The sequence below is a fragment of the Macrococcus bovicus genome, from assembly GCF_030376725.1.
GTDB lineage: Bacteria > Bacillota > Bacilli > Staphylococcales > Staphylococcaceae > Macrococcus > Macrococcus bovicus.
On the sequence record NZ_CP128470.1, the window covers coordinates 1174082 to 1197179 of the forward strand.

A 23098-nucleotide genomic window follows, 5' to 3' on the forward strand; every position below is an offset into this window, starting at 1 on the left:
ATCCCTGTTTCAGGGATTGAAGTTTTTTTGTTATTTCTCGATTGTTCCTTCATAACGTAGAACCGGCTTACGGGCAGCTGTCGTTTCATCTAAGCGGCCGATCACTGTATGATGCGGCGCCTCTAAAACGATATCCGGATTCTCTTCTGCTTCTTTAGCGATCTGAATCATTGTATCGCAGAATTTATCCAATGTCTCTTTAGATTCTGTTTCAGTCGGTTCAATCATCATACATTCCTCAACGTTCAGCGGGAAGTAGATTGTAGGCGGATGGAAGTTAAAGTCAAGCAGTCTCTTCGCCATATCTAATGTACGTACGCCCAGTTTCTTCTGTCTGACACCGCTGATGACAAATTCATGTTTACAATGTCTGTCATACGGCAGTTCGAAATAAGGTTGAAGACGACGCATCATGTAGTTTGCATTCAGTACAGCAGTCTCTGATACTTCTTTCAAGCCATCCGGGCCCATTGTACGGATATAAGTGTAGGCACGTAAATAGATACCGAAGTTACCGTAGAAGGGTTTAACACGACCGATTGATTGCGGACGGTCATAGTCAAATTTAAAGGTATCATTTTCTTTGACGATATGTGGTTTCGGCAGGAATGGAATAAGATCTGCCTTTACACCAACAGGACCCGAACCAGGGCCGCCGCCACCGTGTGGACCCGTGAATGTTTTGTGTAAGTTTAAATGTACAGCATCAAAGCCCATATCGCCAGGACGCACTTTACTCATGATGGCATTTAAGTTCGCGCCATCATAGTATAATTTACCGCCGGCCGCATGCACGATTTCGCGGATTTCCAGAATATCTTCCTCAAAAAGACCTAATGTGTTCGGGTTTGTCAGCATGATAGCTGCTGTATCAGGCCCTACAACGCGTTTTAAGTCTTCAATATCCACTAAGCCCTGCTCATTTGATTTAACAGTCACTGTTTCGAAACCTGCAACTGTTGCTGACGCCGGATTTGTACCGTGAGCAGAGTCAGGGACGATGACTTTTGTCCGCTCGTGATCACCATTTGCTTCGTGGTAAGCTCTGATCATCATAAGGGCGGTCCACTCACCGTGGGCACCCGCAGCGGGTTGCAGTGTCACTTCATCCATCCCGGTGATTTCTTTTAAATGTTCCTGTAAGTCATAGATCACTTCAAGAGAACCTTGAATCGTTTTTTCGTCCTGTAAAGGATGTGCCTGCGCAAAACCAGCCATACGGGCCACACGTTCATTGATTTTTGGGTTGTATTTCATTGTACAAGAACCAAGTGGATAGAAACCTGTATCAACCCCGTGGTTTTTGTTGGAAAGCTCTGTGTAGTGACGCATTAAGTCAAGTTCAGCAATTTCAGGTAACATCGCTTTTTCCTTACGGATAAACTTGCTATCCAGAATATCCTCAACTTTTTTGCCTTCTACTTCAAGAGGGGGTAATGAATAAGCGAAACGATTTTCTTTAGAACGTTCGAAAATTAATGGAGTTGCTCCTTTAAGCATTATAGGCACCTACTTTCTCAATGAATGTATCGATTTCTTCTTTTGTACGAAGCTCTGTAACAGCGATCAGCATGTGTCCTTCGTATTTATCATCGATACGACCTAAGTCATAACCACCGATAAATCCTTCTTCAAGGAGCTGCTCATTGATTTCAGGAACCGGCTTGTTGAATTTAACTACGAACTCATTGAATGAAGTACCCGGTAAGACATTAAATCCAGCTTCAATCATTCTGTCTTTCATATAGTTCGCTTTATACAGGTTCTGCTCAGCCATTTCAACGACACCATTTTTACCTAATGCACTCATTGCTACAGAAGCTGCCAGGGCATTCAGTGCCTGGTTAGAACAGATATTTGAAGTCGCTTTATCACGACGGATATGCTGCTCACGTGCTTGCAGAGTTAAAACGAAACCACGTTGACCTTCGTCGTCGTGTGTCTGACCGACTAAACGGCCCGGCATTTTACGTGTTAACGCTTTTGTTGCAGCAAAGTAACCACAGTGTGGTCCACCTAACTGAGCAGGGATACCGAACACCTGTGCATCACCGACAACGATATCAGCACCAAATTCACCTGGAGGCGTTAATATACCAAGTGCCAAAGGATTACTTGATACTACAAATAATGCTTTAGTGCCTTCAGTAAATGACTTGATTGCTTCTAAGTCTTCAATACTGCCGAAGAAGTTCGGATACTGAACCATCACACATGCTGTATCAGCATCGATTGCAGCTTTAAGTGCATCTAGATCAGTCACAGTATCTTTAACATCGATTTCAACGACTTCTAAATTCTGACCTTTCGCATAGGTCTGAAGAACAGCGCGTGACTCATCATTTACCGCTTTAGATACAACGATTTTCTTTTTACGCGTATGACCGCAAGCAAGCATTGCCGCTTCAGCAAAAGAAGTTCCACCATCATACATGGAAGAGTTTGCTACGTCCATGCCAGTCAGTTCAGAGATCATTGTCTGGAATTCAAAGATCGCTTGTAGTTCACCTTGAGAAATCTCCGGCTGATAAGGTGTGTAAGCTGTGTAAAATTCTGAACGAGAAATGACATGGTCAACCACGATTGGCATGTAGTGATCATAAACACCTGCCCCTAAGAATGAAGCATGCGTTTCACTCGTCATATTTTTGTTGGCAAGGGCCGACAATTCTCTTAATAGAGCAGTCTCCGATTTTCTCTCTTTAATAGCAAGCGGACGATCAAAGCGAACTTTTTCAGGAATATCAGCAAACAACTCGTCAATCGACTGAATGCCAATTGTCTCTAGCATTTCCTGCTTATCAGTTTCAGTTAATGGAATATAACGATGGCTCATAATCTCTCTCCTTAGTTTTTATGGAATGGTGTTTTAACGACTTTAGCAGGTACTCTATTTTTTCTGACTTGCACATAAACTTCGTTACCGATTTCAGTTTCCTTGATATCGATTAACGCGAGTGCAATTGAACGGCCAGATGAAGGTGATTGTGTACCGCTCGTCACATAGCCGATTTTCTCATCATTTTTGTTGAAGACTTCATAGTCTGTACGTGCAATACCACGCTCTAATAATTCAAGACCTGCAGAACGACGTGCTGGACCCTCTTCTTTTTGTTTAGCGATGATGTCGCGGCCGATGAAGTCTCCTTTTTGCAACTTAACACTGAAGCCCATTTTTGCTTCAATCGGAGAAATGTCTGGCGTGATATCCTGGCCGTGTAACGGCAGCGCAGCTTCCAGGCGTAATGTGTCACGAGCGCCTAAACCGCAAGGCACTACTCCCGCTTCAAGCAATCCATTCCAGATATCTACTGTGTCTTGTGCATAACAATAGATTTCATAACCATGCTCACCCGTATAGCCAGATTGTGAAAGAATGATTGTTTTACCGAATAACTCAACGTCCTGGATAAAACCAAACATTTTAAGTTCACTGATGTCTACAGCAACCAATTTTTCCATTAATTCTTTAGCTTTAGGACCTTGTACAGCGATTTGTCCATATTCACTGGAGACGTTTTTAACTTCTACGCCGTCAATTTTGTGGTCTGTTAACCATTTATAGTCTATGTCTGTGTTACCTGCATTCACTACTAATAAATATTTATTATCTTCTAATTGATAAACAACAAGATCGTCAACGACGCCACCTTGTTCATTTGTCATCATTGCATAAATAGCTTGAGACTGAGTCACTTTTGAAATGTCGTTTGTGAGTACATATTGCAGGTAATCTAATGCTTTTTCACCTTCTACAATAATCTCACCCATATGGCTGACATCAAACATGCCGACATTTTCACGAACAGCTATGTGTTCTTCTTTAATACTGGAGAATTGAACAGGTAGTGCCCAGCCAGAAAAATCAATTACTTTAGCACCATCTTCAATATATTTGTCATACAAAGGGGTTTTCTTAAGTTCTGTCATTGTTTCTCCTCCACTAAATGAAATGATCTTATTATCAATAATAAGACATACAATTAAATTGTAGTAAAGCGGCTATAATGAGGTAAGTATTTTCATTATTTCTCTCACACAATCATCGACACTTTGACTAGAATCTACTTGCATGAATGCGATTTCATTATATCGTGAAACTCTGCTGTTGTACACCTCTTTAATTTGTAAAAATGTCTGTCCGCTGGCATTCGGCCGGCTTTCATCTCCCTTTATCCTTGAATACAATTCATCAATATCTGTGTCCAGCCAGATATTCAACTGATTTTCCTTCAGCATATGTATATTGTCACGCACTTCGACGATTCCGCCCCCCGTCGCCAGTACGATATCCTGACTCAGACATGCTTTTAATGCATGGGATTCAAGCTGTCTGAACTTCTCTTCGCCTTCTGATTCAAATATCTCAGTGATGGTCCGGCCATTTTTTTCAACGATATAACTGTCAAGATCGATAAAGGGCCTGCCTAAAACTTGAGCAAGCCTTCTGCCTATCGTCGTTTTACCTGCTCCCATGAAACCTACTAATACAATCGTCATTTATTCACTCCTGATTTCTGATATGATTTCCTGATAATAATAATCTTTCAGGTTATCCAGTGTATTTAATTTTACCGTATACCTGACGCTATAGGAACCTACATAAAATAAAACGACAGCGAGCAGAAGAAGTGCGAACGGAAACATCAGGCCGTCATTGGATTTGAAAGATTTCATGGTTCACTCTCCATCTGTCCTGATAAGTCATCTCCAGGTAGATAGAACTATCCTGCTGATAAAAGCGAGCTGACTTGATGCGTTCCATCAAAATGACATAACCTGATTGGTCAGCTTTCCGAATGATTCGTGATCCATCTACAGCGTAGCTATATGTTCTATTTGTGCCTTTTTCATGGGCAATCAATTCTTTATTGACCACTTCAAGACGCATATCTTTTGTGTCAGCAATTAAGTCCCGCAGACAAAGTTCGAGATTGATATCAAAATTATCTTGGGCAGTTGCCTTGAAAACACTGATATTGGTGATAATAAGAGGGAACAGGCTCATCAGCATGATAGCGATGGCTAAATTAAGAAGCATTTCAAGCAGTGTGAAGCCTTCATCGTTTGTTGATACAGTGATATTGGGTACAGATCTCGTTATTACGCTCATAAACACCTTCCCCTCTTCTGACTTCAATGTATACTTGCCGGTATATCTGCAGCTCTGTATAGGACGCTTGATAATGCTGACTCATAGTCTGCAGCATAGGGAGCAGCATCAAGCAAATCAGTGAGACGACAGCAAGACTGAGCAGCGCATCTATCAGCAGGAATCCTTTACTGGCTTTCAATACGAACTCTTCCCCTCACGAGCTGAATGATCAGCTGAAATCTCTGATTATTGACAAAATAAGTAATGGTGGCTCCTTTATTAGCCAGTTCTCCCTTAAAAGTGACAGTCGAGCTATTGCCGCTATAAATGTAGCCATTACGAATACGGTAACGTGTATTGATACCCAGTTGGGTTGATTTAATCAGGATATCCTTCTGCCCCGGCAGGAAAGTCAGGGTAATCGACTGGCCGGTTGAGACGGCTAATGTCTGATAGTAATTGATAACTGCCAAAAGCTCCTGATTTACTTCATCTATATCTGCTTTTTTTGCATCAAACAGATGATAGCTCATCATGTGAATCATGATGAGCATGATTAACATGACGAGCAACATCTCAATATAACTGAATGCCTGATTACGAGGATGCAACCGCTTCACCGTTTACAATGTTAATCGCCTTGCCATTCTTACATTGCGTCTGGTTTTCCTTCAGGAAATCAGGCACCAGATCCTGAACGCTCGTAGGTGTTTTTCCGGTCTGCAGTTTATACGCTTCCATCTGTCCTTGCACCATTTTAACCTGAGCTGTACAGCCAGTGGACTGGACATTATCAGATTGTTTAGCGATGTTCGGGATAATGACGATGATGAGAACTGAAATGACTAATAGAACTAACAGCATCTCTATAAGTGTGAAACCTTCATCCGTACGAAAACTCCGTTTGATCATTTCCTTAACTTTCAGTGCTACACTTTTCATTTTCTTCCTCCTGTTATTGGATGCCGCTCATCATTTGCAGCATCGGTAAAATGATGACCAAGTACAAGGTGACGATAAGAAGGGCGAGTAAGAGAAAGACAACAGGCTGTATCCACTTGATATATTGCATAATCTGACTTTCAAATTTTTTAAAGATATAGCCTGCATAGTATTTGAGCTCAATCTCCAGTTTGGAATTCTGCTCACCATGCTGGATGAAGTGAATAAGGGACGGTTCAAGCAAGTTGAGTCGACTGACTGCATCAGGCAGTGAGTAGCCGCTTAATAATGAGTCATCAATCTCTTCACCGATATATTTCAGAAGCAAGTCTTTATCCTGTCCTTTAAAAATCTCTATAATCTTCAACATGGCGATTCCATTCGATAAGAAGAAAGCAAGTTCGCTACTGACCCGGTATGTCAGTAATTTTCGATGCAGACTATTAATGACAGGGACTCTTTTTAAGAGCCATAATTTTCGTGCAATCTCTGCTTTCTTGAAGACAACGAAGTAGCCTGCCAGTAATAAGAAAGAGAATGCTAACAGAACAATCAGTAATTTAGGCAATAAAAATAGGATGGTGGTCATAAACAAGAGTTCCGGAGAAATAGCGATACCCATTGAATCGTACATATTCTTGAACTGCGGCAGCACAGTCTGATTGACGACCATGATAAGACCAAAGAAAATGGAGATGAGTATCAGGGGATACTGAATAGTCTTTAAAAACTGCTGCCTGCTTGTCTTCTGAGACTGATTATACTGATAACATTCCAGAAGCGATTGGTTGATGTTACCATACTGCTCCGCAAAATAAACCTGCAGCGTGATATGGTTCTTATAGTTCAGAGCAGAAAGGACATCACTGAGCGGCCGGCCGTCCTCCAGAAGCAGCAGGCTCTCTTCTTTAACTTCCTGCTTGATACCATCGTACTGACTGAATAAAAACTGCACTGCCGCATATAAAGTGAACCCATTGTCCAGTAATTCAGCTGTGCGCAGCAAAAAATCATCCTCATACTGTTTTAAGCGATTTGTGGACCACACGATGCTTCTCCAGTTCTGCTAAAGTGATCTGCTGTGAATGATAGAGTGTTTCCAGCTGTTCAGCGATAGGACTGAAATGAGTCACAGCTTTTTCCGACAGGTAATCTTCCACCTGCTGCTGGTTGAGCATTTCCAGCAGGAGTTCCCTGCCGCTGTGCATTTTGATCAGCCGTTGATTTGTGATAAGCTGGACTGCCTGCTTGATTTCTGATGGGTTGTTACCCATTTCAAGCAGACGCTCAACAGCACCTGTACAATTATTGGCATGCAGTGTTGACAGCACCAGGTGACCGCTCAGCGCCGCATTGATGACCTGTTTTGCAGTTTCCTCATCTCTGATTTCACCAATCATGATAATATCAGGATCACAGCGGAGTATGGCTTTAAATGAGCTGCGATAAGTAATACCCGCTTTTTCATTGACATTGACCTGTATAGTCTCATGCAGTGTCTGTTCAACCGGATCTTCAATCGTGATGATTTGTTTCTGCAGTTTATCACGTGCATAGGCAAGAAGATGATACATTAAAGTGCTCTTGCCGCTCCCAGTCGGACCTGTGATCAGTATAAGTCCATGCGAAAGCTTCATCATCTGAAACAGCAGTTCATTATCCAGCATAGGTCTTGCGGAGAACTCTGCCTTCAACAGTCGAAGTACAGTTGCTTCACTCCCTACCGACTGGGGTAGCGTCGATATCCGGATATGATAAAGTGTATCTTCATGCGTCACCTGCAGCATACCGCTCTGAGATGACTTTCTCTCACTGACATTCAGCTGAGAGACAAACTTCAAGTATGCCAATATCTTTTCGTATGTCGCGAGATCTAGCGTTGAAATGCTTTCCATCACGCCTTCAATCCGCATCTTTAAAAACACGCGTTCTGCAGATGGGACAAAGTGAATATCTGATGCTTGACTTTTGATACCTGCTGAAATAATTTCGTCTACTTTTTCCTTCATAAATCCCTCCTTACTTAATAATCGAATGAGTTGCCCCATTCTTTTCTTAATGAATAAAATATAGGCTGAATAAATTTTTTCACCCTTGATTAACGTCTTATTTACCTATATTTTGAAGTGAAAATTAGGTTTACATCTAAAGTGACAATCTTTATAATAATAAGTGACATGAACTGATTGATCAGAGAGGGGAGCACAAAATGGATAAAGTTTATAAAACTTTAGGATTCTGGACAGCTATCTTTGCAGTAATGTTCTACGTAGGCGGCATGGATATCGTTGCCTTTATTTTTGTAGCACAGACTGGCTTCTTCATTCTTCTTGGCTACTTAAACCTTACTGAAAGAATGTATATGTATATCTTTGCAGCTTACTTAGTCATCTGTTTCGTAGGATTCACTTATTATTCTACATTCCTACTGGAACCAGGTTTCGGTATGCATAAATAAAAAAGATCCTCAAGCTAACTTGAGGATCTTTTTTTATAGAAATGGATTATGGTCACTTTCGTATGCAAGAGTAGTCTTCGGACCGTGCCCCGGGTAAATCACTGTCTCTTCAGGCAATGTCATGAGTGCATCAATACTAGTCATCAGCGTCTGAAGATTGCCTTCTTTAAGGTCCGTTCTGCCGATACCTTCTTTAAACAGCGTATCTCCGACCACTGCAAAATCCTCGAAGATAAAGGTCAGACTGCCCGGAGAATGCCCAGGCGTGTGCATGATATCAAATTCGAAAGAACCCAGTGTCTTACGCCCGGGATGCAAAATCTCAGGCTTCGTCCTCACAACCACTTCCTCAAGACCATATGACTTGAATTTCTCGGAACCATTTGCTTCCGGATCTGACAGCCAGTATTTTTCCTCGTCTGCTACATAAACCTTAACGTCAAGAGCCGCGGCCAGCTCATCCACTGCACCGATATGATCAAAATGGGTATGTGTCAGCAGGATGGCCTCTACTTTTTTATTGAGTTGATTGATCAATGTGCTGATTTTCTCGAATTCAGCGCCGGGATCCACTATCAGCAGCGAGGTGTCACGCTCGATGATATAGCAGTTCGTCTGAATAGGTCCCAGGCTTAAAACATGTACTTTCATATCTTCCACTCCTTAAAATTACACTCGACAAAAGCTATCATTAATTATACAATAATTAGTGATAATAAATGAAATAATGTTGGGGGTTGTACTATGCCATTTATCGATTCAGGCAAACTGGGCAAACTTTTTGGTATCGATATTCATATCGGTGTTAATATTTTCGCTATTCTGATGTTCTTAGTTTTCTTATTGGCGCTCAAAGGACTTATGCATTCCTTTAAAACAAAAAACTTATTAGGTATCATCTTCGGCTTACTCGCCGCTGCATCTTTCGGTTTCTTCTCAATCGCGACTATGCTGACGTATGGTTATCCTATTTTACACCACTAAAAAAGACGATTTTCATCGTCTTTTTTTATTTGATATGTTTATTGACAGAATCCAGCTTGTCAGCCATTTTGCGTGAGATATCTCTTCTGTCATCTATACGGATATTAGTGCAGACCCGTTTCACCTCTTTATTAAAAGGCGCTTCATGGATCTCACCAATGACTTCAAGCAGAACAGATAGCTCCCCTTCAATCAGTGTACTCATCGGCGTTAACTGATAATCGATCAGGCCGGCTTCTTTTTTCTCCTTTAAAATCATCTGTATGTCTGCAATATACTGACTTACACTCACCGACTTCTCATCCAGTGGTATGACGACGACATCGACTATTGCCATATTCAATCCCTCATTTCACATATTGTTTAATCAGACCGGCTGCTCCGATAATACCGGCATCATTGCCCAGTTCAGCTGTCACGATCTTCGTACCCTCTAAAGCCGGCTTAAACGTCATTTTTTCATAGGCGGACTCAATCGGCTGAATCAGAATCTGTCCTGCTTTCGAGACACCGCCACCGATAATCACATATTTCGGGTTGGTCATGACGCTGATGACGCTGATAGCATAGGCCAGATGGTTCGCTACTTTGCGAATGATATAGGTGGCAAACTCATCGCCTTCTTTCGCTGCATCAAAGACCATCTTCGCCTGCACCTGTCTATTTTCAATCGCTTCCTGCAGCACCGTCTTAAACTGCAGCTCTTCATAGTAATAATAGGTCTGATTCACGACTCCTGTGGCACTGGCGACAGTCTCAAGACATCCTCTTCGCCCGCAGTTACACTGAAAGCGTTCCTTCGTGTCCACTTTGAAATGACCGATCTCACCGCCTGAGCCGTTATGACCATGGACAATTTCATTATTGGCGATGATGCCTCCTCCAACACCTGTCCCCAGTGTGATACAGACCACATCCGGTTCATTCTGACCTGCTCCTTTGAACTTCTCGCCTAGCGTGGCTGCATTCGCGTCATTATCGATATAGACGGGCTTGCCGGTCATCTTTTCAAATTCATCACGGACATGCTTGATGCCGTGCCAGTTCAGATTGATGGCACCGTTCACTGTCCCCTTGTCAAAGTCTACAGGTCCCGGTACACCTAAACCAATACCTTTAACATCCTCAAGCTGATAATCTTTCAGTCCTGCATTCTTCTTAAAGGACTCGTAGATATCATGAAGAATTCTATTGCCACCATCAGCTGTGTTTGTGGGTATCTCCCATTTATGCAGAATATCAAGCGCCTCGCTTAACACCCCTAACTTACATGTTGTCCCTCCGATATCTGCCGCCAATATAATCATAGTTTCCCCATCTTTCTCTGATTTAATATAAGCCGTGCCTGTATAAACTCTTCGTTTGATATCAATCCACTCTGATGGATATCCTTCAGCTCCTGATTCATCATCTCAATGGTATTATGTTCATCTTTAAAATAGATGATCAGTCCAAATTTCTTCAGCAACTGCTGTACATCATAAAATGATTTCATCTCTACTCACCAAATACTTTCAACTCATTTTTTAATGCCTGTGTGTCTTTCGAGGACATATAGCGTGCTGCTTTATCAAAGTACAGCTGCGCCTTCTTATAGTCATCATTCGCTCGCATGGCCAGTGCCATCTGATAATTAAGACTCGCCGATGCCGGATAACGTTTCAGTCCTGCCTGCCAGGTGGCGATGCCCTCTGCTAAAGACTGATTATTGGCGAGAACCAGACCATATAGACGATAAGTATCAGCATCTTCATAGCCTTTAGCAAAAATATCCTTAGCAAGTCTTTCCGCCGTCTTAAAGTCACCCTGCACCATGGCAGCCTGCACTTTATCATTATAGATGTTTTCTTCGTTGATACTAAAGGTATTCATCAACAGCAAGATGATAATGAGTGCCAGTCCTACCGTCATCATGTAGAGATAGAGCTTTGCCTGCTTAAACATCAGCGCCACAAAGAATCCGCCGAACAGCCCGCCAAAATGCGCCCAGTTATTGACACGTCCGAAAAGATTGCTCATCAGCAAAAAGATGATAAGGCCTGCAGCGGTCTGTAGCAGCAGTTTTCTATCGAACTTCCGGCTTAAAATCATATGAACAAATAGCGCGCCTAATAATCCGGTAATAGCTCCGCTTGCACCTGCCGATACAGACGAAGTGTCAAACGATAAGGAAAGCAGATTGCCTAACAGTCCACTGAGCAGATAGATCAGTAAAAATCTGCGTGGACCGAAGAAATACTCTGTCAGCTTACCGAAAATATAAAGAGATAGCATGTTCAGCAATAAATGTGAGAAATCCAGATGCAGAAACATGGCGGTCAGTACACGGTAATATTCGCCGTGGACAAAATTAAAGTGACTGAGTCCCCCTTTTTCTATCAGGCTGCCTGTCTCGGTACTGATAGTAATAACTGAATGGATAAGGAAAATAATGACATTCAGCATAATCAGCGTGGCAGTGACAGGGCTGAACTTCAGCATGGCTCGTTCAATATCATGATGAGTAGTGAGACGTTTCTCATAATAACGCTCTGATTGCCGCCCTTTTATACGGCTGAATATCTGATACTGTCGTGATATATCCAGATGTCTCAGATCGCTGTATCGTGAAAGACTATGGACTTTAATAATAGAACTGTTGAATTCAGCAGGAACCGACTGGTTGATTAAATAGATCGTGATACTGACAGGATTAGAGTGCAGTCTGTCTTTGATCTGATGATGTGTTTTTTGAATCAGAAAATCCAGTGACTGCACATTCTGCTTTTCTTTGACAAATCGGATCGCTTTCCTTGATTTCTGACTGACAAGCAGCAGCTCCTCTGAATTGACGAGCTTGTAATCAGAGTAGCGAGTAATTTTATATAGGGTCTCCAGAAGCTGCTTAGAAGTAATCATCGCCGGACTCCTGTAATGATACGTTTCTCGGTGATTATTTTATGGACAGGCTGGTCAAAATCATCAACCGGAATCTTCATAAGCTGTGCATCTAAAATAACGCTGACTGTCTGACCTTTAAAAGAGGAAAGAAAGCGGTCATAATATCCGCCGCCGTAACCTATACGATAGCCTTCTCTATTAAAGGCAAGTCCAGGTACGAGGAGTAAATCTATTTCATTATTCACTTCAGTCGGATGCTTCACTGCCAGAATACCTTTTTCATCTTTATAAAGGTCAGAAGGAGAATGGAATCTCACGAAATCCATTGTTTTATTCTTATAATCACATTTAGGCACATATACTTTTTTGTTTTCTATCAGCGCAAACCTGATTATATTTTCTGTACTGACCTCATGATCCATACTTAACGTCACGCCGATTGAATCAGCTTGCTGCCATTCCGTCGACTGAAATAACGACTTGAGGAGTTCTATTTCCGCTGAATATTTATCTGTTTCTTTTAAATATGAAATAACGTTTCTACGTATATCTTTTTTAATTTCTTTATTGGTCATTATGTCACCTCATCTATAATTATACATGAAATATTCAGCTAATAAAAAAAAACAGACACACAAGTGTCTGTTCTTATTTTGTTTCTCTGTGTAAAGTTTTTTTGTTATCACGTGAACAGAATTTGTTCATTTCGATACGCTCTGGGTTATTTCGTTTATTTTTCTTAGTGATGTAGTTTCTTTCACCACATTCTGTACATGCTAAAGTTACATTAACGCGCATTTTATTCCCTCCTTACTCTTTGTTACATACGACCTTTTTATAATAACACCTATTGATTCAATTTTCCAGTGTTATTTTTCGTATTGATCGAATTGTTCACCAGTAATGAAGTAATAAACATTTTCAGCAATATTGGTGATATGGTCACCGATACGTTCAAGATGGCGGCCTGCTAATTGCGCTTGACCCGCGACGAATGGGTCATTGTCAATTAAATAGGTTGTATTGACAATCTCTTTATAAAGGTCATTGATATCTGCATCGCGCTCAATGATTTCCTTCGTCAAACTGACATCCTTATTCTTATAAGCATTCTCAAGGTCGACCAGCATCAGCATGCTGAGTTTTCCCATTGTTTTGAGACGCGCCAGAATATATTCATCCTCAAATTTAACGCGGGTTCTGATTTTAGCGATACTACTTGCATTATCGGCAATACGTTCTAATTCAGAAGCAATTTTAACGCTTGCCATAATAACCCTTAAGTCAGTCGCAATAGGCTGCTGCTTTGTGATCAGACTGACGACCTGGTCATTGATATCGTGTTCAATTGCATTGATTTCCTGGTCATGTGCGATGATTGTTCTAGCTGCCGCAAGATCATCATTACCCAATACTTCCATAGCCTTCTTGATTGAATAATATGCTTCCTCAGCAAGCGTATGAACCGTTTCTTTTAAATGCTCTAAAGCTTCTTCGTATATCTCGCGCATATCAACCGAATCTCCCTGAAATATAGCGTTCTGTCTGTTCATCAGCAGGATTAGAGAATATTTTGTCCGTCGTATCAAACTCATTGACATAACCATTGAGGAAGAAGGCAGTTTTGTCAGAGATACGAGCTGCTTGTTGCATGTTATGGGTCACAATGATGATTGAATACTGATCCTTGATTTCCTGTACCAGTTCTTCTACTTTCAGCGTTGAGATCGGATCCAGTGCTGAAGTCGGTTCATCCATCAGGATGACATCCGGTTCAATCGCTAAACAGCGTGCGATACAGATACGTTGCTGCTGTCCGCCTGATAAGCCGTATGCATTTTGATTCAAACGGTCTTTTGTCTCATCCCAGATCGCTGCGCCCCGCAATGATTTTTCTACGATTTCATCCAGAATTTTCTTATCTGTGATACCGTGAATTCTTGGGCCGTAAGTGATGTTATCATAGATTGATTTCGGGAATGGGTTAGGTTTCTGGAAGACCATACCTACACGTGTTCTTAATTTTTCAACTTTGTAGTTTTTGTCGAAAATATTGTCGCCACGATAAAGTATCTCACCGGAAGTCTTAACGCTAGGAATCAGTTCAATCATGCGATTAAGCGTTTTAATGTATGTTGATTTCCCGCAACCAGACGGTCCGATGATAGCTGTGACTTCATTTTCCATAATATCTAAGTTGATGTTCTGAAGTGCGTGATGATCACCGTACCATAAATCCAGGTTATTTGTTTGATAAACGATGTTCTTTTGTGCCGGCTGAGCTGATGACTGATTACCAGCTGTCTCAGTTGAAGCTGATGGTGCAGTCACGACGATCTTTTCATTTGTTTTCAGTGTGTCTTGCGTCATATTAACGCTCCTCTCAAAGGATTAGTATTTTTTCTGATATTTATTACGGATATAGATAGCGATCGAGTTCATCGCGATTAAGATAATTAACAGGACAATGATCCCTGCAGATGATAAGTTCTGGAATTCTGCTTTAGGTAATTTCGCCCAAGTATAGATCTGCATCGGCAGTGCCTGAAAACGGTCCATAATACCGTCAGGTGTTTTCAGGAAGATAGTCGGGATACCGATGACTACCAGAGGTGCTGTCTCTCCCAGTGCACGGGATAATGCCAGGATTGTACCTGTCAGGATACCCGGGATAGATGCAGGAAGTACAACGTTAGTGATAGTCTGCCATTTTGTTCCTCCGAGGCCAAGACTTGCTTCACGAATTGCACCTGGCACTGCTCTGATTGCTTCCTGACTTGAGACGATAATAACTGGAAGAATCATTAACGACATTGTCAGTGCAGCTGCTAATACTGATTTGCCGAGTGACAAGCTTTCAATCCCTGCACCACGTACGAATAATGTCAAACCAAGCAGACCAAAGACGACGGAAGGAACACCGGCAAGGTTTGAGATATTGATGCGGATGAAACGGGTAAACCAGTTATCTTTTGAATATTCCTCCATATAAATCGCTGTGCCGACTCCTAAAATAACGGAGATAGGGGCGATGGTCATCATCAGCCATAAAGTACCGATCAAGGCACCTTTAATCCCTGCTTTAGCAGGTGTTGAAGAAGAAAAGTTCTGGAAGAATGCAGGCGTTAAATAACCTGCCCCCTTACGGATGATATCAAATAATAAAATAGCCAGAACAACCAAACCGATCAATGTACATAAAAGAAAGATGAACTTGATGATTCTGTTTTTGGAAAGTCTTCCAGAGAGTTTGCTGTCTACTTTCTGCTGATCAATTAACTGCATCCTAATACTCCTCTCTGAATCGGTTCGTTACCCATTGTGAAATAAAGTTCATCACAAGAGTAAAAAGGAATAAAGTGAAACCGACTGCATAAATACTGTAGTAAATATCTGTACCGAACGTTGCGTCACCTGTTGCTACCTGCACAATGAAACCCGTCATCGTCTGAATCGAACCTGTCAAGCTCCATGATGAGTCAGGAGAACTACCCGCTGCAAGCGATACAATCATGGTCTCACCGATAGCACGTGATATAGATAAGACGATCGATGCAAGAATACCTGATAATGCCGCCGGGAAGACGACTTTAAGAGCGACTTCCAGTTTAGTTGAGCCTAAACCGAGAGCCCCTTCACGAATCGCTTGTGGAACAGCGCTCATCGCATCCTCACTTAAACTTGCAATCATCGGAATAATCATAACCCCGATGACAAGACCCGGACTGATTGAGTTGAAGCTGCCTAAGTCCGGCCAGATTGAACGCAGTATTGGGGTCACGAATGTTAATGCAAAGAAACCATAGACAATTGTAGGAATACCTGCCAAAATCTCAAGAATCGGTTTGATGATTCTTCTCGCTGTATCGCTGGCGTATTCACTTAAGTAGAGTGCAGCACCAAGTCCGACAGGCACAGCAAAAAGAGTAGCGATAAAGGTTACTTTAAGCGTCCCTAGAATCAAGGCCCAGATACCGTATGTCGGATCACTACCGAATGCATTCCAGTCTTTTTCCGTTAAGAATTCTGTTAATGGAATTCGGGAAAAGAACGTAATGGTCTCAGTAAGCAGAGTAATCAGTATACCAATTGTTGTTAACACTGAAACAGATGCAATCAGCAGCAGAATAAAAGGAATGATCTTTTCTATGAATGCTTTTGATCCCTTACCTTTGTTCTGCTCAATCATCTGTTGAACTGAAAGTTTTTCTCTCATAGTTTTTTACTCCTTAATTTTAAAAAAGGAGCGAACGAGGTTCGCCCCTAAAAAATGTTGTTTAGATTATTTGACTTCGTCTAATTTTTTAAGGTCTGCTTCATAGTCTTTATCTTCAAGAGCTACGTAACCTGAATCAGTAGATGCTTGACCTGCTTTTTCAAGCGTGAATTTCATGAATTCTTTAAATGCTTCATTGTTTTTCAGTGATTCGTTTTTAGCGTAGATGTATAATGGACGGCTAAGTGCGTATGAACCATCTTTAACTGTTTCTTCAGTTGCTTCAACTGGTTCTTTTTCGTCTTTACCTTGGATCTTAACCGCTTTTAAGCTGTCTTTGTTTTCTTGATAGAAGTTGTAACCGAAGAAGCCGATACCATTTTTGTTATCTTTAACTGAAGAGACGATTACGTTTGTGTCCGCATTTTTCTCAGCCTTGATATCAGCTTTATCTAATACTTCTTCACTGAAGAAATCGTATGTACCGTGAGATTGGTCTGGAGAGAATGCTTTGATTTCTTCAGCCGGGAAATCAGCACGAACGTCTTTCCAAGTTTTAGCTTCACCTGAGTAGATTTTTTTCAGTTCATCAAAAGTCAGGTAATCAACGAAATCGTTATCTTTGTTAACAGCTACCGTTAAGCCGTCATTAGCGACTTTGAACTCAGTGTAATCGATTTTTTTGTCAGCTAAGGCTTTTTTCTCTTCGTCTTTGATGTCACGAGAAGCGTTAGAGAAATCTGTTTCTCCAGCGATGAATTTCTCGAATCCGCCACCAGTACCTGAAGTACCTACAGAAACTGTTACATCTGGATATTCTGTATTAAATTCTTCATTAATCTTTTCAACGATCGGTGCTACCGTTGTAGAACCATCACCTTTTACTTCGCCTTTAAGATCTTTAGATGCTGTATCAGCTGATTCAGTTGACTCAGTTGATTTAGAATCTTTGCTGCCACTGTCCTGAGACTTTTCAGCTGCACCGCCACAAGCTCCTAAAAATAATGCAGTACCTAATACAGTAGTAGAACCTACTAATTGCCATTTTTTCATTTCTAAGTTTCCTCCCAAATGTAGACAGAAAATATTTTTTTGTTTTTTATTACAACTTAACTCTACAATAGCTTTATTAATTAAAGATGAATCTAATGTAAAGATTATGTAAATAAAAAAGGTAACCCAGAAATCCTTCCGGGTTACCTTTACTTTTATTGTTTACTTTTTCGTCGAGAAGTAGCTGTTAATGATATCTTTACCCAGATCTCCGCCTGGTAACCATGGTGGTGGTACCGGCTGATTGGAATAAATGATCGAAAACGATATTTCGGGTTTATCCATCGGCGCATAACCAATGTAAGTAGCGTTTACCCGAGGCTCCCCGTTCTGGAAGACCTCCGCTGTTCCTGTTTTACCGGCCGATTTGACGATGGTATCGTGAAAACTGTTGTAGCCTGTTCCTTCTATTTGATTGAAGACCATGTTAAATCCAGACTTGACCTGTTTGATTTCAGCGGGTGTACTATTGATTTTATTAAGCACCTTTCCGTGGATCACTTCTTTGACAGGTCCGAGCGTCTGTGTTTTAGATGGCGTCCTGATTTCCTTGACGACATGGGGTGCAATACGGCTGCCGTCATTGGCGATCGTCGAAATGTATTGTGATAACTGAAGGGGTGTGTAGGTATCATATTGTCCGATAGCGAGATCCAGATAATTACCGGCATTATCTGTCAGCTTACCTGATTGTCCCACCACTTCATTCGGGAGGTCAATTCCTGTTTTAACGCCGAGCCCAAATTGATTCATGCCTGTTCTTAGGATCCGCCCCGCTGCTGAGATATCTTTTGGCAGTGTCATACCTTGAGAATAGTTCATGCCGGCGATTTTCAGCGCTGTTTTAAACATGTAGACGTTTGATGAATGCATCAATGCTTCCTTATCGTTGATTGTCACCTTACCGTCCTGGTTGAAATATGAACGTTTAGTCATCCCGCCGGCAAAGGACATCGGTTCATCTACCATTTCTTCATTCAGCTTGATCGCATGCTGATGATAGCCTGTCAGTAGAGTCGCCCCTTTAACAGAAGAGCCTACTGCATACTGTGACGTGAATGTGCCGTAGTGATAATCCGAGATTTTCCCGTTCGGCTCTATTTGGCGTCCAGCCAGGGCCAGAACATCACCATTATTCGGGTCCTGGACGACGACCAGAACTTTATCCATCGTCTTAGCACCTTCAGACCGCAGAATAGCAATATGCTTATCTATCATTTTCTCGATTTTCTGCTGAAGATCGATATCGATTGAAAGTACCAGATCATTTCCTCTGGAGCCTGGATCAATGATTTCTGAGTTCGTGATCTGGCCGGACTTATCAGTCACATATCGCATTTTTTTCTTCCGGCCGCGAAGCACATCTTCATATTCATATTCCAGATAACTCTGCCCTACCCGGTCATTCCGCGCATAACCTCGCGCCAGATAGTAATCCACATTATCTTTAGGCAGGCCTTCTTCCTTTGATGTTACTTTACCAAATAACGTTCTCAAGGTACTGCCATATAAATATTTACGATCCCAGTCCATCGTCGTATTCACGCCCGGTAACTGCGCCAGGTTCTGTGATACGAGCGCATATTCCTTTTCAGTGACATGGTCGTTTTTGATAGTCTGCGGCGTCAACTGGCTACCAGCAGACATCTCCCGATAAATGGCTGCGACTTCAAGCTCTTTACGGGACAGTTGGACACGCGGCGCAATCTTTTGATATAACAGCTTGTCATAGTGTTCCTGTGTGATTATCTCGTTCTGGAACTGTTCGGATTCTTTCGCCATCAACTTTCTTACTAGTTCCGGATGTGTCTGAATAAAATAGGTCTGCTTATCCATCTCCGTCAGTTTATCAGTCGGCATGTCGATAATCCTGGAGAGTTTCTTCGCTGTATCCAGAAGCTCACCAGTGGTGGTCATCCTACCGCGCGTATAGGTAATCGATTTTTTGGCTGTATTGTCGACCAGAAGCTTGCCGTTCCGGTCATATATCCGACCTCTCGGGACAGATTCATTGATGACGATGTTTTCGTTGCTCGCCACTGCTTTTTTATAATCCTCACTTTTGACAATCTGTAAATATCCCAGCCTGAGGATCAGCAGTGTCATCAGTGTCATTACCGCGATAAAGACCACATTCAGGCGGCGCTGCGTGATCCGCTTCTGTCTGAGCTCATTTGATTCCTTTTTCAATCTTCTCAAAATAAATCCCCGCTTCTCACTTTATCTTTTAATATTAAAACAAATAAGACGCGATTTCTATCATTAGACAAAAAAAAAGAGGCCGAAGCCCCTTTAATTATTATTTTGCTGCGTTGTATAATTCGTTCACTTTATCCCAGTTGACTACATTCCAGAAAGCTTTGATGTAGTCCGGACGTTTGTTCTGGTAGTTCAAGTAGTAGGCATGTTCCCAAACATCTAAGCCCAGGATAGGTGTTTTGCCTTCTTTTAATGGGTTATCCTGGTTTGGTGTAGAAGTGATTTCCAGTTCGCCATTATTGACAACAAGCCACGCCCAGCCTGAACCGAAACGTTTAGTTGCTGCTGCCGCAAATTCTTCCTGGAATTTCTCGAAAGAACCGAACTTAGCGTTGATTGCCTCTAAAACTTCACCTTTAGGTTCGCCGCCTTCTGCTGATAACAGTTGCCAGAATAAGGAGTGGTTATAATGTCCGCCCCCATTGTTTTGGACAGCTGTCTTAAGGTCAGCGGGTAATGAGTCGATGTTTTTATTCAACTCTTCGATTGACTGATCAGCATATTCTGTACCTTCTACTGCTGCGTTTAAGTTTGTGACGTATGTGTTATGATGCTTCGTATGGTGAATCTCCATTGTCTCTTTGTCGATGTGTGGTTCTAATGCATCATATGCATATGGTAATTGTGGTAATTCAAAAGCCATATTATTCATCCTCCTCTGTATTAAGTACATATTTATCATAGCAAGCTTTTATTTATGGCTCAACTACTTTGCTTCTGAAAACCAATAGCGCATTTGCACGTTATATGGTAAGTTTTCAAATGGAGGAGATGCTAATGAAATACCAGCTTGCACTTGCACGGTTATTCAAACCTAACAAATATGCCTTATATCGTACGACACCCCTCAGATATATATTCCTGCACCTGTTGATACTCAGCACGCTGCTGGCTGCGCCTGCAGCGAGTCAGTTCTTACAGTCGATGACTTCACTGTCCCAGCTCATCGCAGACAAGTCAGAAGATATTCCTGACTTCACGATCAAAAACGCGCAACTTCATCTGCCGAGCCACCAGGAAAAAGTCATTCATTTAACTAACGGCACTGTGACCTTTACGGAAAACGATGCGGGACTTGCGAGCGATCAGTTTACATTCAGCAAGCACCATATCATGATCAAAGGCATTGACCCTATATCCTATCACAATTTCAGCACGATAACAGATAGAGCTTCCATGCTGGATGCTTTGACCACCTTTTCTTCATCCATTTATTTTTATTTCGGCCTCATCGCGTTCGCACTGATGATGATTCAGTTCTTTATCATCCTCGTTAAGCTCGCCTCCGTCAGCTTAGCTGCTCATATAGCTGCAGTGGCCTTCCGTAGAAAATCACGGTATATGAACTGGCTTAAAATCACTACGTTCCTTTTAACGCCTGCCGTTCTCATGCAATATACAGGGTTATTGGTACCGAATACTTTAACCTATCCGCTGTCTTGGTGTATAATAATTTTACTTACGTGTCTGGCTATTTATCACTTGCCCGTGATTAAAAAAACACGTCAAACCAATTAAAAGGAGACATCATTATGTCTGAAATTACACATAGAAGTAAAACCCGTCCGGTCAAGGTAGGTAATCTCACTATCGGAGGCTCCAACGAACTGGTCATCCAGAGTATGACGACGACTAAGACACATGATGTTGAAGCAACTGTCGCTGAAATCAAGCGGCTGGAAGAAGCAGGCTGTCAGATTGTACGTGTCGCTTGTCCGAAGGAAGAGGATGCGTTAGCGATAGCTGAAATCAAAAAAAGAATCAATATCCCTCTGGTCGTTGATATTCATTTCGACTATAAGCTTGCACTTCTCGCGATTGAAGGAGGCGCTGATAAAATCCGTATTAATCCCGGCAATATCGGCCGCCGGGAAAAAGTGGAGGAAGTCGTCAAGGCCTGTAAGGCGAAGGGGATTCCTATCCGTATCGGTGTCAATGCCGGCTCCCTTGAGAAACATATCCTGAAGAAATACGGCTATCCGACTGCTGACGGGATGGTTGAAAGTGCGCTGCATCATATCAAGATTTTAGAGGACCTTGATTTCCATGATATCATCGTCTCCATGAAAGCAAGTGATGTCAGCCTTGCCATTGAAGCTTATACGAAGGCGGCTCAGGCTTTTGATTATCCACTTCATCTCGGCATCACTGAAAGCGGGACCTTATTCGCCGGCACAGTAAAATCTGCTGCAGGTCTTGGGGCTATTATGAGTCTTGGGATCGGTAACACATTACGTGTCTCATTATCAGCGGATCCTGTTGAAGAAGTAAAAGTGGCGAGAGAACTGCTTAAGTCATTCGGGCTTGCCAGCAATGCTGCGACTTTGATTTCCTGCCCGACTTGCGGCCGCATCGAAATCGATCTGATTTCCATCGCCAACGAAGTGGAAGAGTACATTTCAACGATTAAAGCCCCTCTGAAAGTCGCTGTCCTTGGCTGCGCCGTAAACGGTCCAGGTGAAGCACGTGAAGCAGATATCGGTATTGCCGGTGCACGAGGAGAAGGCCTGCTCTTTATGAAAGGGAAGACCGTCCGTAAAGTACCGGAAGAAACAATGGTGGAAGAACTCAAGAAAGAGATCGATAAACTTGCTGAGGAATATTTCAAGAAACAGGAAGAAGAACTTGCAAAAAATTAAACGACTAGGTATTGATATAGATGGAACAGTCACCTGCCCCACCGCCCTCGTGCCTTACTTGCAGCGCTCCTTCGGTTCCCATATCAAATATGAAGATATTACAGCTTATGATTTAGGCGTCGTTCTTAATAAATCAGCTGAAGAGATGTATGACTGGTTCATGGCTAACCAGGAGGAGATTTACATTCATTCCCCTGTCGCTGAGGGGGCCCTCCCCGTTCTGAAGGAATGGTCGGAACAATATGAGCTTTTCTACATCAGCGCTCGTTATGGTTATCTGGACCGCGTGACATCTGACTGGTTTGAAAAACACGGCGTCCCTTTTCATCATATCGAGCTGACAGGCAGCCACGACAAAATTGAAGCGGCAAGACAGCATCAGGTCGATGTCTTTTTCGAGGATAAGCTGGACAATGCCATAGCTATCAACCGTGAACTTGATATTCCTGTCGTTCTGTTCGATACCCCCTATAATCAGAGCGAACTTCCAGCAAATGTCCACCGCGTTTACACCTGGGAAGAAGCAAAAATTTTACTGAAGACATTATAAAAAGGAAGCTGTCAGATGACAG

At 42.1% G+C, this 23098-nt stretch carries 30 protein-coding genes; 5 read left to right on the plus strand and 25 right to left on the minus strand.

Annotated features, from left to right (window positions below):
- Positions 1-30 precede the first annotated feature (30 nt).
- The 11 genes from gcvPB to comGA form a co-directional block, all read right to left on the minus strand.
- On the minus strand, positions 31-1500 hold the full coding sequence (gene gcvPB, locus QSV55_RS06380; protein WP_289649549.1) for an aminomethyl-transferring glycine dehydrogenase subunit GcvPB: 1470 nt from the start codon (positions 1498-1500) through the stop codon (positions 31-33).
- On the minus strand, positions 1493-2836 hold the full coding sequence (gene gcvPA, locus QSV55_RS06385) for an aminomethyl-transferring glycine dehydrogenase subunit GcvPA (protein ID WP_289649550.1): 1344 nt from the start codon (positions 2834-2836) through the stop codon (positions 1493-1495). Before gcvPA ends, gcvPB begins: the two co-directional genes overlap by 8 nt.
- Before the next feature lie 11 nt (positions 2837-2847).
- On the minus strand, positions 2848-3930 hold the full coding sequence (gene gcvT, locus QSV55_RS06390) for a glycine cleavage system aminomethyltransferase GcvT (RefSeq protein ID WP_133450733.1): 1083 nt from the start codon (positions 3928-3930) through the stop codon (positions 2848-2850).
- A 72-nt stretch (positions 3931-4002) separates the two neighbouring features.
- Positions 4003-4500 carry a shikimate kinase gene (locus QSV55_RS06395; RefSeq protein WP_289649551.1) on the minus strand — a complete coding sequence of 166 codons (498 nt, stop codon included), beginning with the start codon at positions 4498-4500 and terminating at the stop codon, positions 4003-4005.
- Positions 4501-4677, minus strand: coding sequence for a hypothetical protein (locus QSV55_RS06400; RefSeq protein WP_165983670.1), 177 nt, complete (start codon positions 4675-4677; stop codon positions 4501-4503). It lies immediately after the preceding gene.
- Positions 4655-5113 (minus strand): competence type IV pilus minor pilin ComGF, encoded by a 459-nt coding sequence (locus QSV55_RS06405; RefSeq protein ID WP_289649552.1) that lies wholly within the window; start codon positions 5111-5113, stop codon positions 4655-4657. Before QSV55_RS06405 ends, QSV55_RS06400 begins: the two co-directional genes overlap by 23 nt.
- The gene (locus tag QSV55_RS06410) at positions 5061-5294 is read right to left on the minus strand and encodes a type II secretion system protein (RefSeq protein ID WP_133450736.1); all 234 of its coding nucleotides are present in this window, start codon (positions 5292-5294) and stop codon (positions 5061-5063) included. The genes QSV55_RS06405 and QSV55_RS06410 overlap by 53 nt, the downstream gene beginning before the upstream one ends.
- Positions 5281-5706: a hypothetical protein gene (locus QSV55_RS06415; RefSeq protein ID WP_165983671.1), complete on the minus strand. Its 426-nt coding sequence runs from the start codon at positions 5704-5706 to the stop codon at positions 5281-5283. Before QSV55_RS06415 ends, QSV55_RS06410 begins: the two co-directional genes overlap by 14 nt.
- Positions 5693-6007 (minus strand): competence type IV pilus major pilin ComGC, encoded by a 315-nt coding sequence (comGC, locus tag QSV55_RS06420; protein WP_424960674.1) that lies wholly within the window; start codon positions 6005-6007, stop codon positions 5693-5695. Before comGC ends, QSV55_RS06415 begins: the two co-directional genes overlap by 14 nt.
- Before the next feature lie 43 nt (positions 6008-6050).
- Positions 6051-7085 carry a competence type IV pilus assembly protein ComGB gene (comGB, locus tag QSV55_RS06425; RefSeq protein ID WP_289649553.1) on the minus strand — a complete coding sequence of 345 codons (1035 nt, stop codon included), beginning with the start codon at positions 7083-7085 and terminating at the stop codon, positions 6051-6053.
- Positions 7054-8046: a competence type IV pilus ATPase ComGA gene (gene comGA, locus QSV55_RS06430; protein WP_133450740.1), complete on the minus strand. Its 993-nt coding sequence runs from the start codon at positions 8044-8046 to the stop codon at positions 7054-7056. Before comGA ends, comGB begins: the two co-directional genes overlap by 32 nt.
- 200 nt (positions 8047-8246) lie before the next feature.
- Here comGA and QSV55_RS06435 point away from each other — a divergent pair, with 200 nt between their 5' ends.
- The gene (locus tag QSV55_RS06435; RefSeq protein ID WP_133432009.1) at positions 8247-8495 is read left to right on the plus strand and encodes a DUF2626 domain-containing protein; all 249 of its coding nucleotides are present in this window, start codon (positions 8247-8249) and stop codon (positions 8493-8495) included.
- A gap of 33 nt (positions 8496-8528) precedes the next feature.
- Here QSV55_RS06435 and QSV55_RS06440 read toward each other — a convergent pair whose 3' ends face one another.
- The gene (locus QSV55_RS06440) at positions 8529-9146 is read right to left on the minus strand and encodes an MBL fold metallo-hydrolase (protein ID WP_289649554.1); all 618 of its coding nucleotides are present in this window, start codon (positions 9144-9146) and stop codon (positions 8529-8531) included.
- Between the two features lie 93 nt (positions 9147-9239).
- On the opposite strand from QSV55_RS06440, the gene QSV55_RS06445 reads away from it, so the two are divergent.
- Positions 9240-9479 carry a DUF2759 domain-containing protein gene (locus QSV55_RS06445; RefSeq protein ID WP_133450742.1) on the plus strand — a complete coding sequence of 80 codons (240 nt, stop codon included), beginning with the start codon at positions 9240-9242 and terminating at the stop codon, positions 9477-9479.
- A 25-nt stretch (positions 9480-9504) separates the two neighbouring features.
- Here the strand turns inward: QSV55_RS06445 and QSV55_RS06450 are convergent, their stop codons facing one another.
- From QSV55_RS06450 to QSV55_RS06510, 13 genes are all read right to left on the minus strand, one after another.
- Positions 9505-9816 (minus strand): MTH1187 family thiamine-binding protein, encoded by a 312-nt coding sequence (locus QSV55_RS06450; protein ID WP_289649555.1) that lies wholly within the window; start codon positions 9814-9816, stop codon positions 9505-9507.
- 10 nt (positions 9817-9826) lie between these two features.
- Positions 9827-10786 (minus strand): ROK family glucokinase, encoded by a 960-nt coding sequence (locus tag QSV55_RS06455; RefSeq protein ID WP_289649556.1) that lies wholly within the window; start codon positions 10784-10786, stop codon positions 9827-9829.
- Complete coding sequence (locus tag QSV55_RS06460; protein WP_133432014.1) at positions 10783-10974, minus strand: YqgQ family protein; 192 nt, start codon at positions 10972-10974, stop codon at positions 10783-10785. Before QSV55_RS06460 ends, QSV55_RS06455 begins: the two co-directional genes overlap by 4 nt.
- A 2-nt stretch (positions 10975-10976) precedes the next feature.
- A complete protein-coding gene (locus tag QSV55_RS06465; protein WP_289649557.1) occupies positions 10977-12377 on the minus strand; it encodes a rhomboid family intramembrane serine protease in 1401 nt (466 codons plus the stop codon).
- Positions 12374-12934: a 5-formyltetrahydrofolate cyclo-ligase gene (locus QSV55_RS06470; protein WP_289649558.1), complete on the minus strand. Its 561-nt coding sequence runs from the start codon at positions 12932-12934 to the stop codon at positions 12374-12376. Before QSV55_RS06470 ends, QSV55_RS06465 begins: the two co-directional genes overlap by 4 nt.
- Positions 12935-13007: 73 nt before the next feature.
- On the minus strand, positions 13008-13157 hold the full coding sequence (rpmG, locus tag QSV55_RS06475; protein WP_133428994.1) for a 50S ribosomal protein L33: 150 nt from the start codon (positions 13155-13157) through the stop codon (positions 13008-13010).
- A 71-nt stretch (positions 13158-13228) separates the two neighbouring features.
- The gene (gene phoU, locus QSV55_RS06480; protein WP_243721420.1) at positions 13229-13870 is read right to left on the minus strand and encodes a phosphate signaling complex protein PhoU; all 642 of its coding nucleotides are present in this window, start codon (positions 13868-13870) and stop codon (positions 13229-13231) included.
- Between the two features lies 1 nt (position 13871).
- On the minus strand, positions 13872-14729 hold the full coding sequence (gene pstB / locus QSV55_RS06485) for a phosphate ABC transporter ATP-binding protein PstB (protein WP_243721421.1): 858 nt from the start codon (positions 14727-14729) through the stop codon (positions 13872-13874).
- Between the two features lie 21 nt (positions 14730-14750).
- Positions 14751-15644 (minus strand): phosphate ABC transporter permease PstA, encoded by an 894-nt coding sequence (gene pstA, locus QSV55_RS06490; protein WP_133450748.1) that lies wholly within the window; start codon positions 15642-15644, stop codon positions 14751-14753.
- Between the two features lies 1 nt (position 15645).
- The gene (gene pstC, locus QSV55_RS06495) at positions 15646-16575 is read right to left on the minus strand and encodes a phosphate ABC transporter permease subunit PstC (protein WP_133450749.1); all 930 of its coding nucleotides are present in this window, start codon (positions 16573-16575) and stop codon (positions 15646-15648) included.
- A 66-nt stretch (positions 16576-16641) separates the two neighbouring features.
- Positions 16642-17628 carry a phosphate ABC transporter substrate-binding protein PstS family protein gene (locus QSV55_RS06500; protein WP_289649559.1) on the minus strand — a complete coding sequence of 329 codons (987 nt, stop codon included), beginning with the start codon at positions 17626-17628 and terminating at the stop codon, positions 16642-16644.
- A 162-nt stretch (positions 17629-17790) separates the two neighbouring features.
- Positions 17791-19830: a peptidoglycan D,D-transpeptidase FtsI family protein gene (locus QSV55_RS06505; protein ID WP_289651061.1), complete on the minus strand. Its 2040-nt coding sequence runs from the start codon at positions 19828-19830 to the stop codon at positions 17791-17793.
- A 97-nt stretch (positions 19831-19927) separates the two neighbouring features.
- Complete coding sequence (locus QSV55_RS06510) at positions 19928-20530, minus strand: superoxide dismutase (RefSeq protein WP_133450752.1); 603 nt, start codon at positions 20528-20530, stop codon at positions 19928-19930.
- Between the two features lie 134 nt (positions 20531-20664).
- Here QSV55_RS06510 and QSV55_RS06515 point away from each other — a divergent pair, with 134 nt between their 5' ends.
- Genes QSV55_RS06515 through QSV55_RS06525 form a run of 3 tightly spaced genes read left to right on the plus strand, consistent with a single transcriptional unit; the run spans position 20665 to position 23076 of the window.
- A complete protein-coding gene (locus QSV55_RS06515) occupies positions 20665-21405 on the plus strand; it encodes a DUF1189 family protein (protein ID WP_289649560.1) in 741 nt (246 codons plus the stop codon).
- Between the two features lie 23 nt (positions 21406-21428).
- Entirely contained in the window at positions 21429-22526 is a 1098-nt protein-coding gene (ispG, locus tag QSV55_RS06520; RefSeq protein ID WP_208001497.1) for a flavodoxin-dependent (E)-4-hydroxy-3-methylbut-2-enyl-diphosphate synthase, read from the plus strand.
- Positions 22513-23076 (plus strand): hypothetical protein, encoded by a 564-nt coding sequence (locus tag QSV55_RS06525; RefSeq protein ID WP_289649561.1) that lies wholly within the window; start codon positions 22513-22515, stop codon positions 23074-23076. Before ispG ends, QSV55_RS06525 begins: the two co-directional genes overlap by 14 nt.
- The last annotated feature ends 22 nt before the right edge of the window (positions 23077-23098 follow it).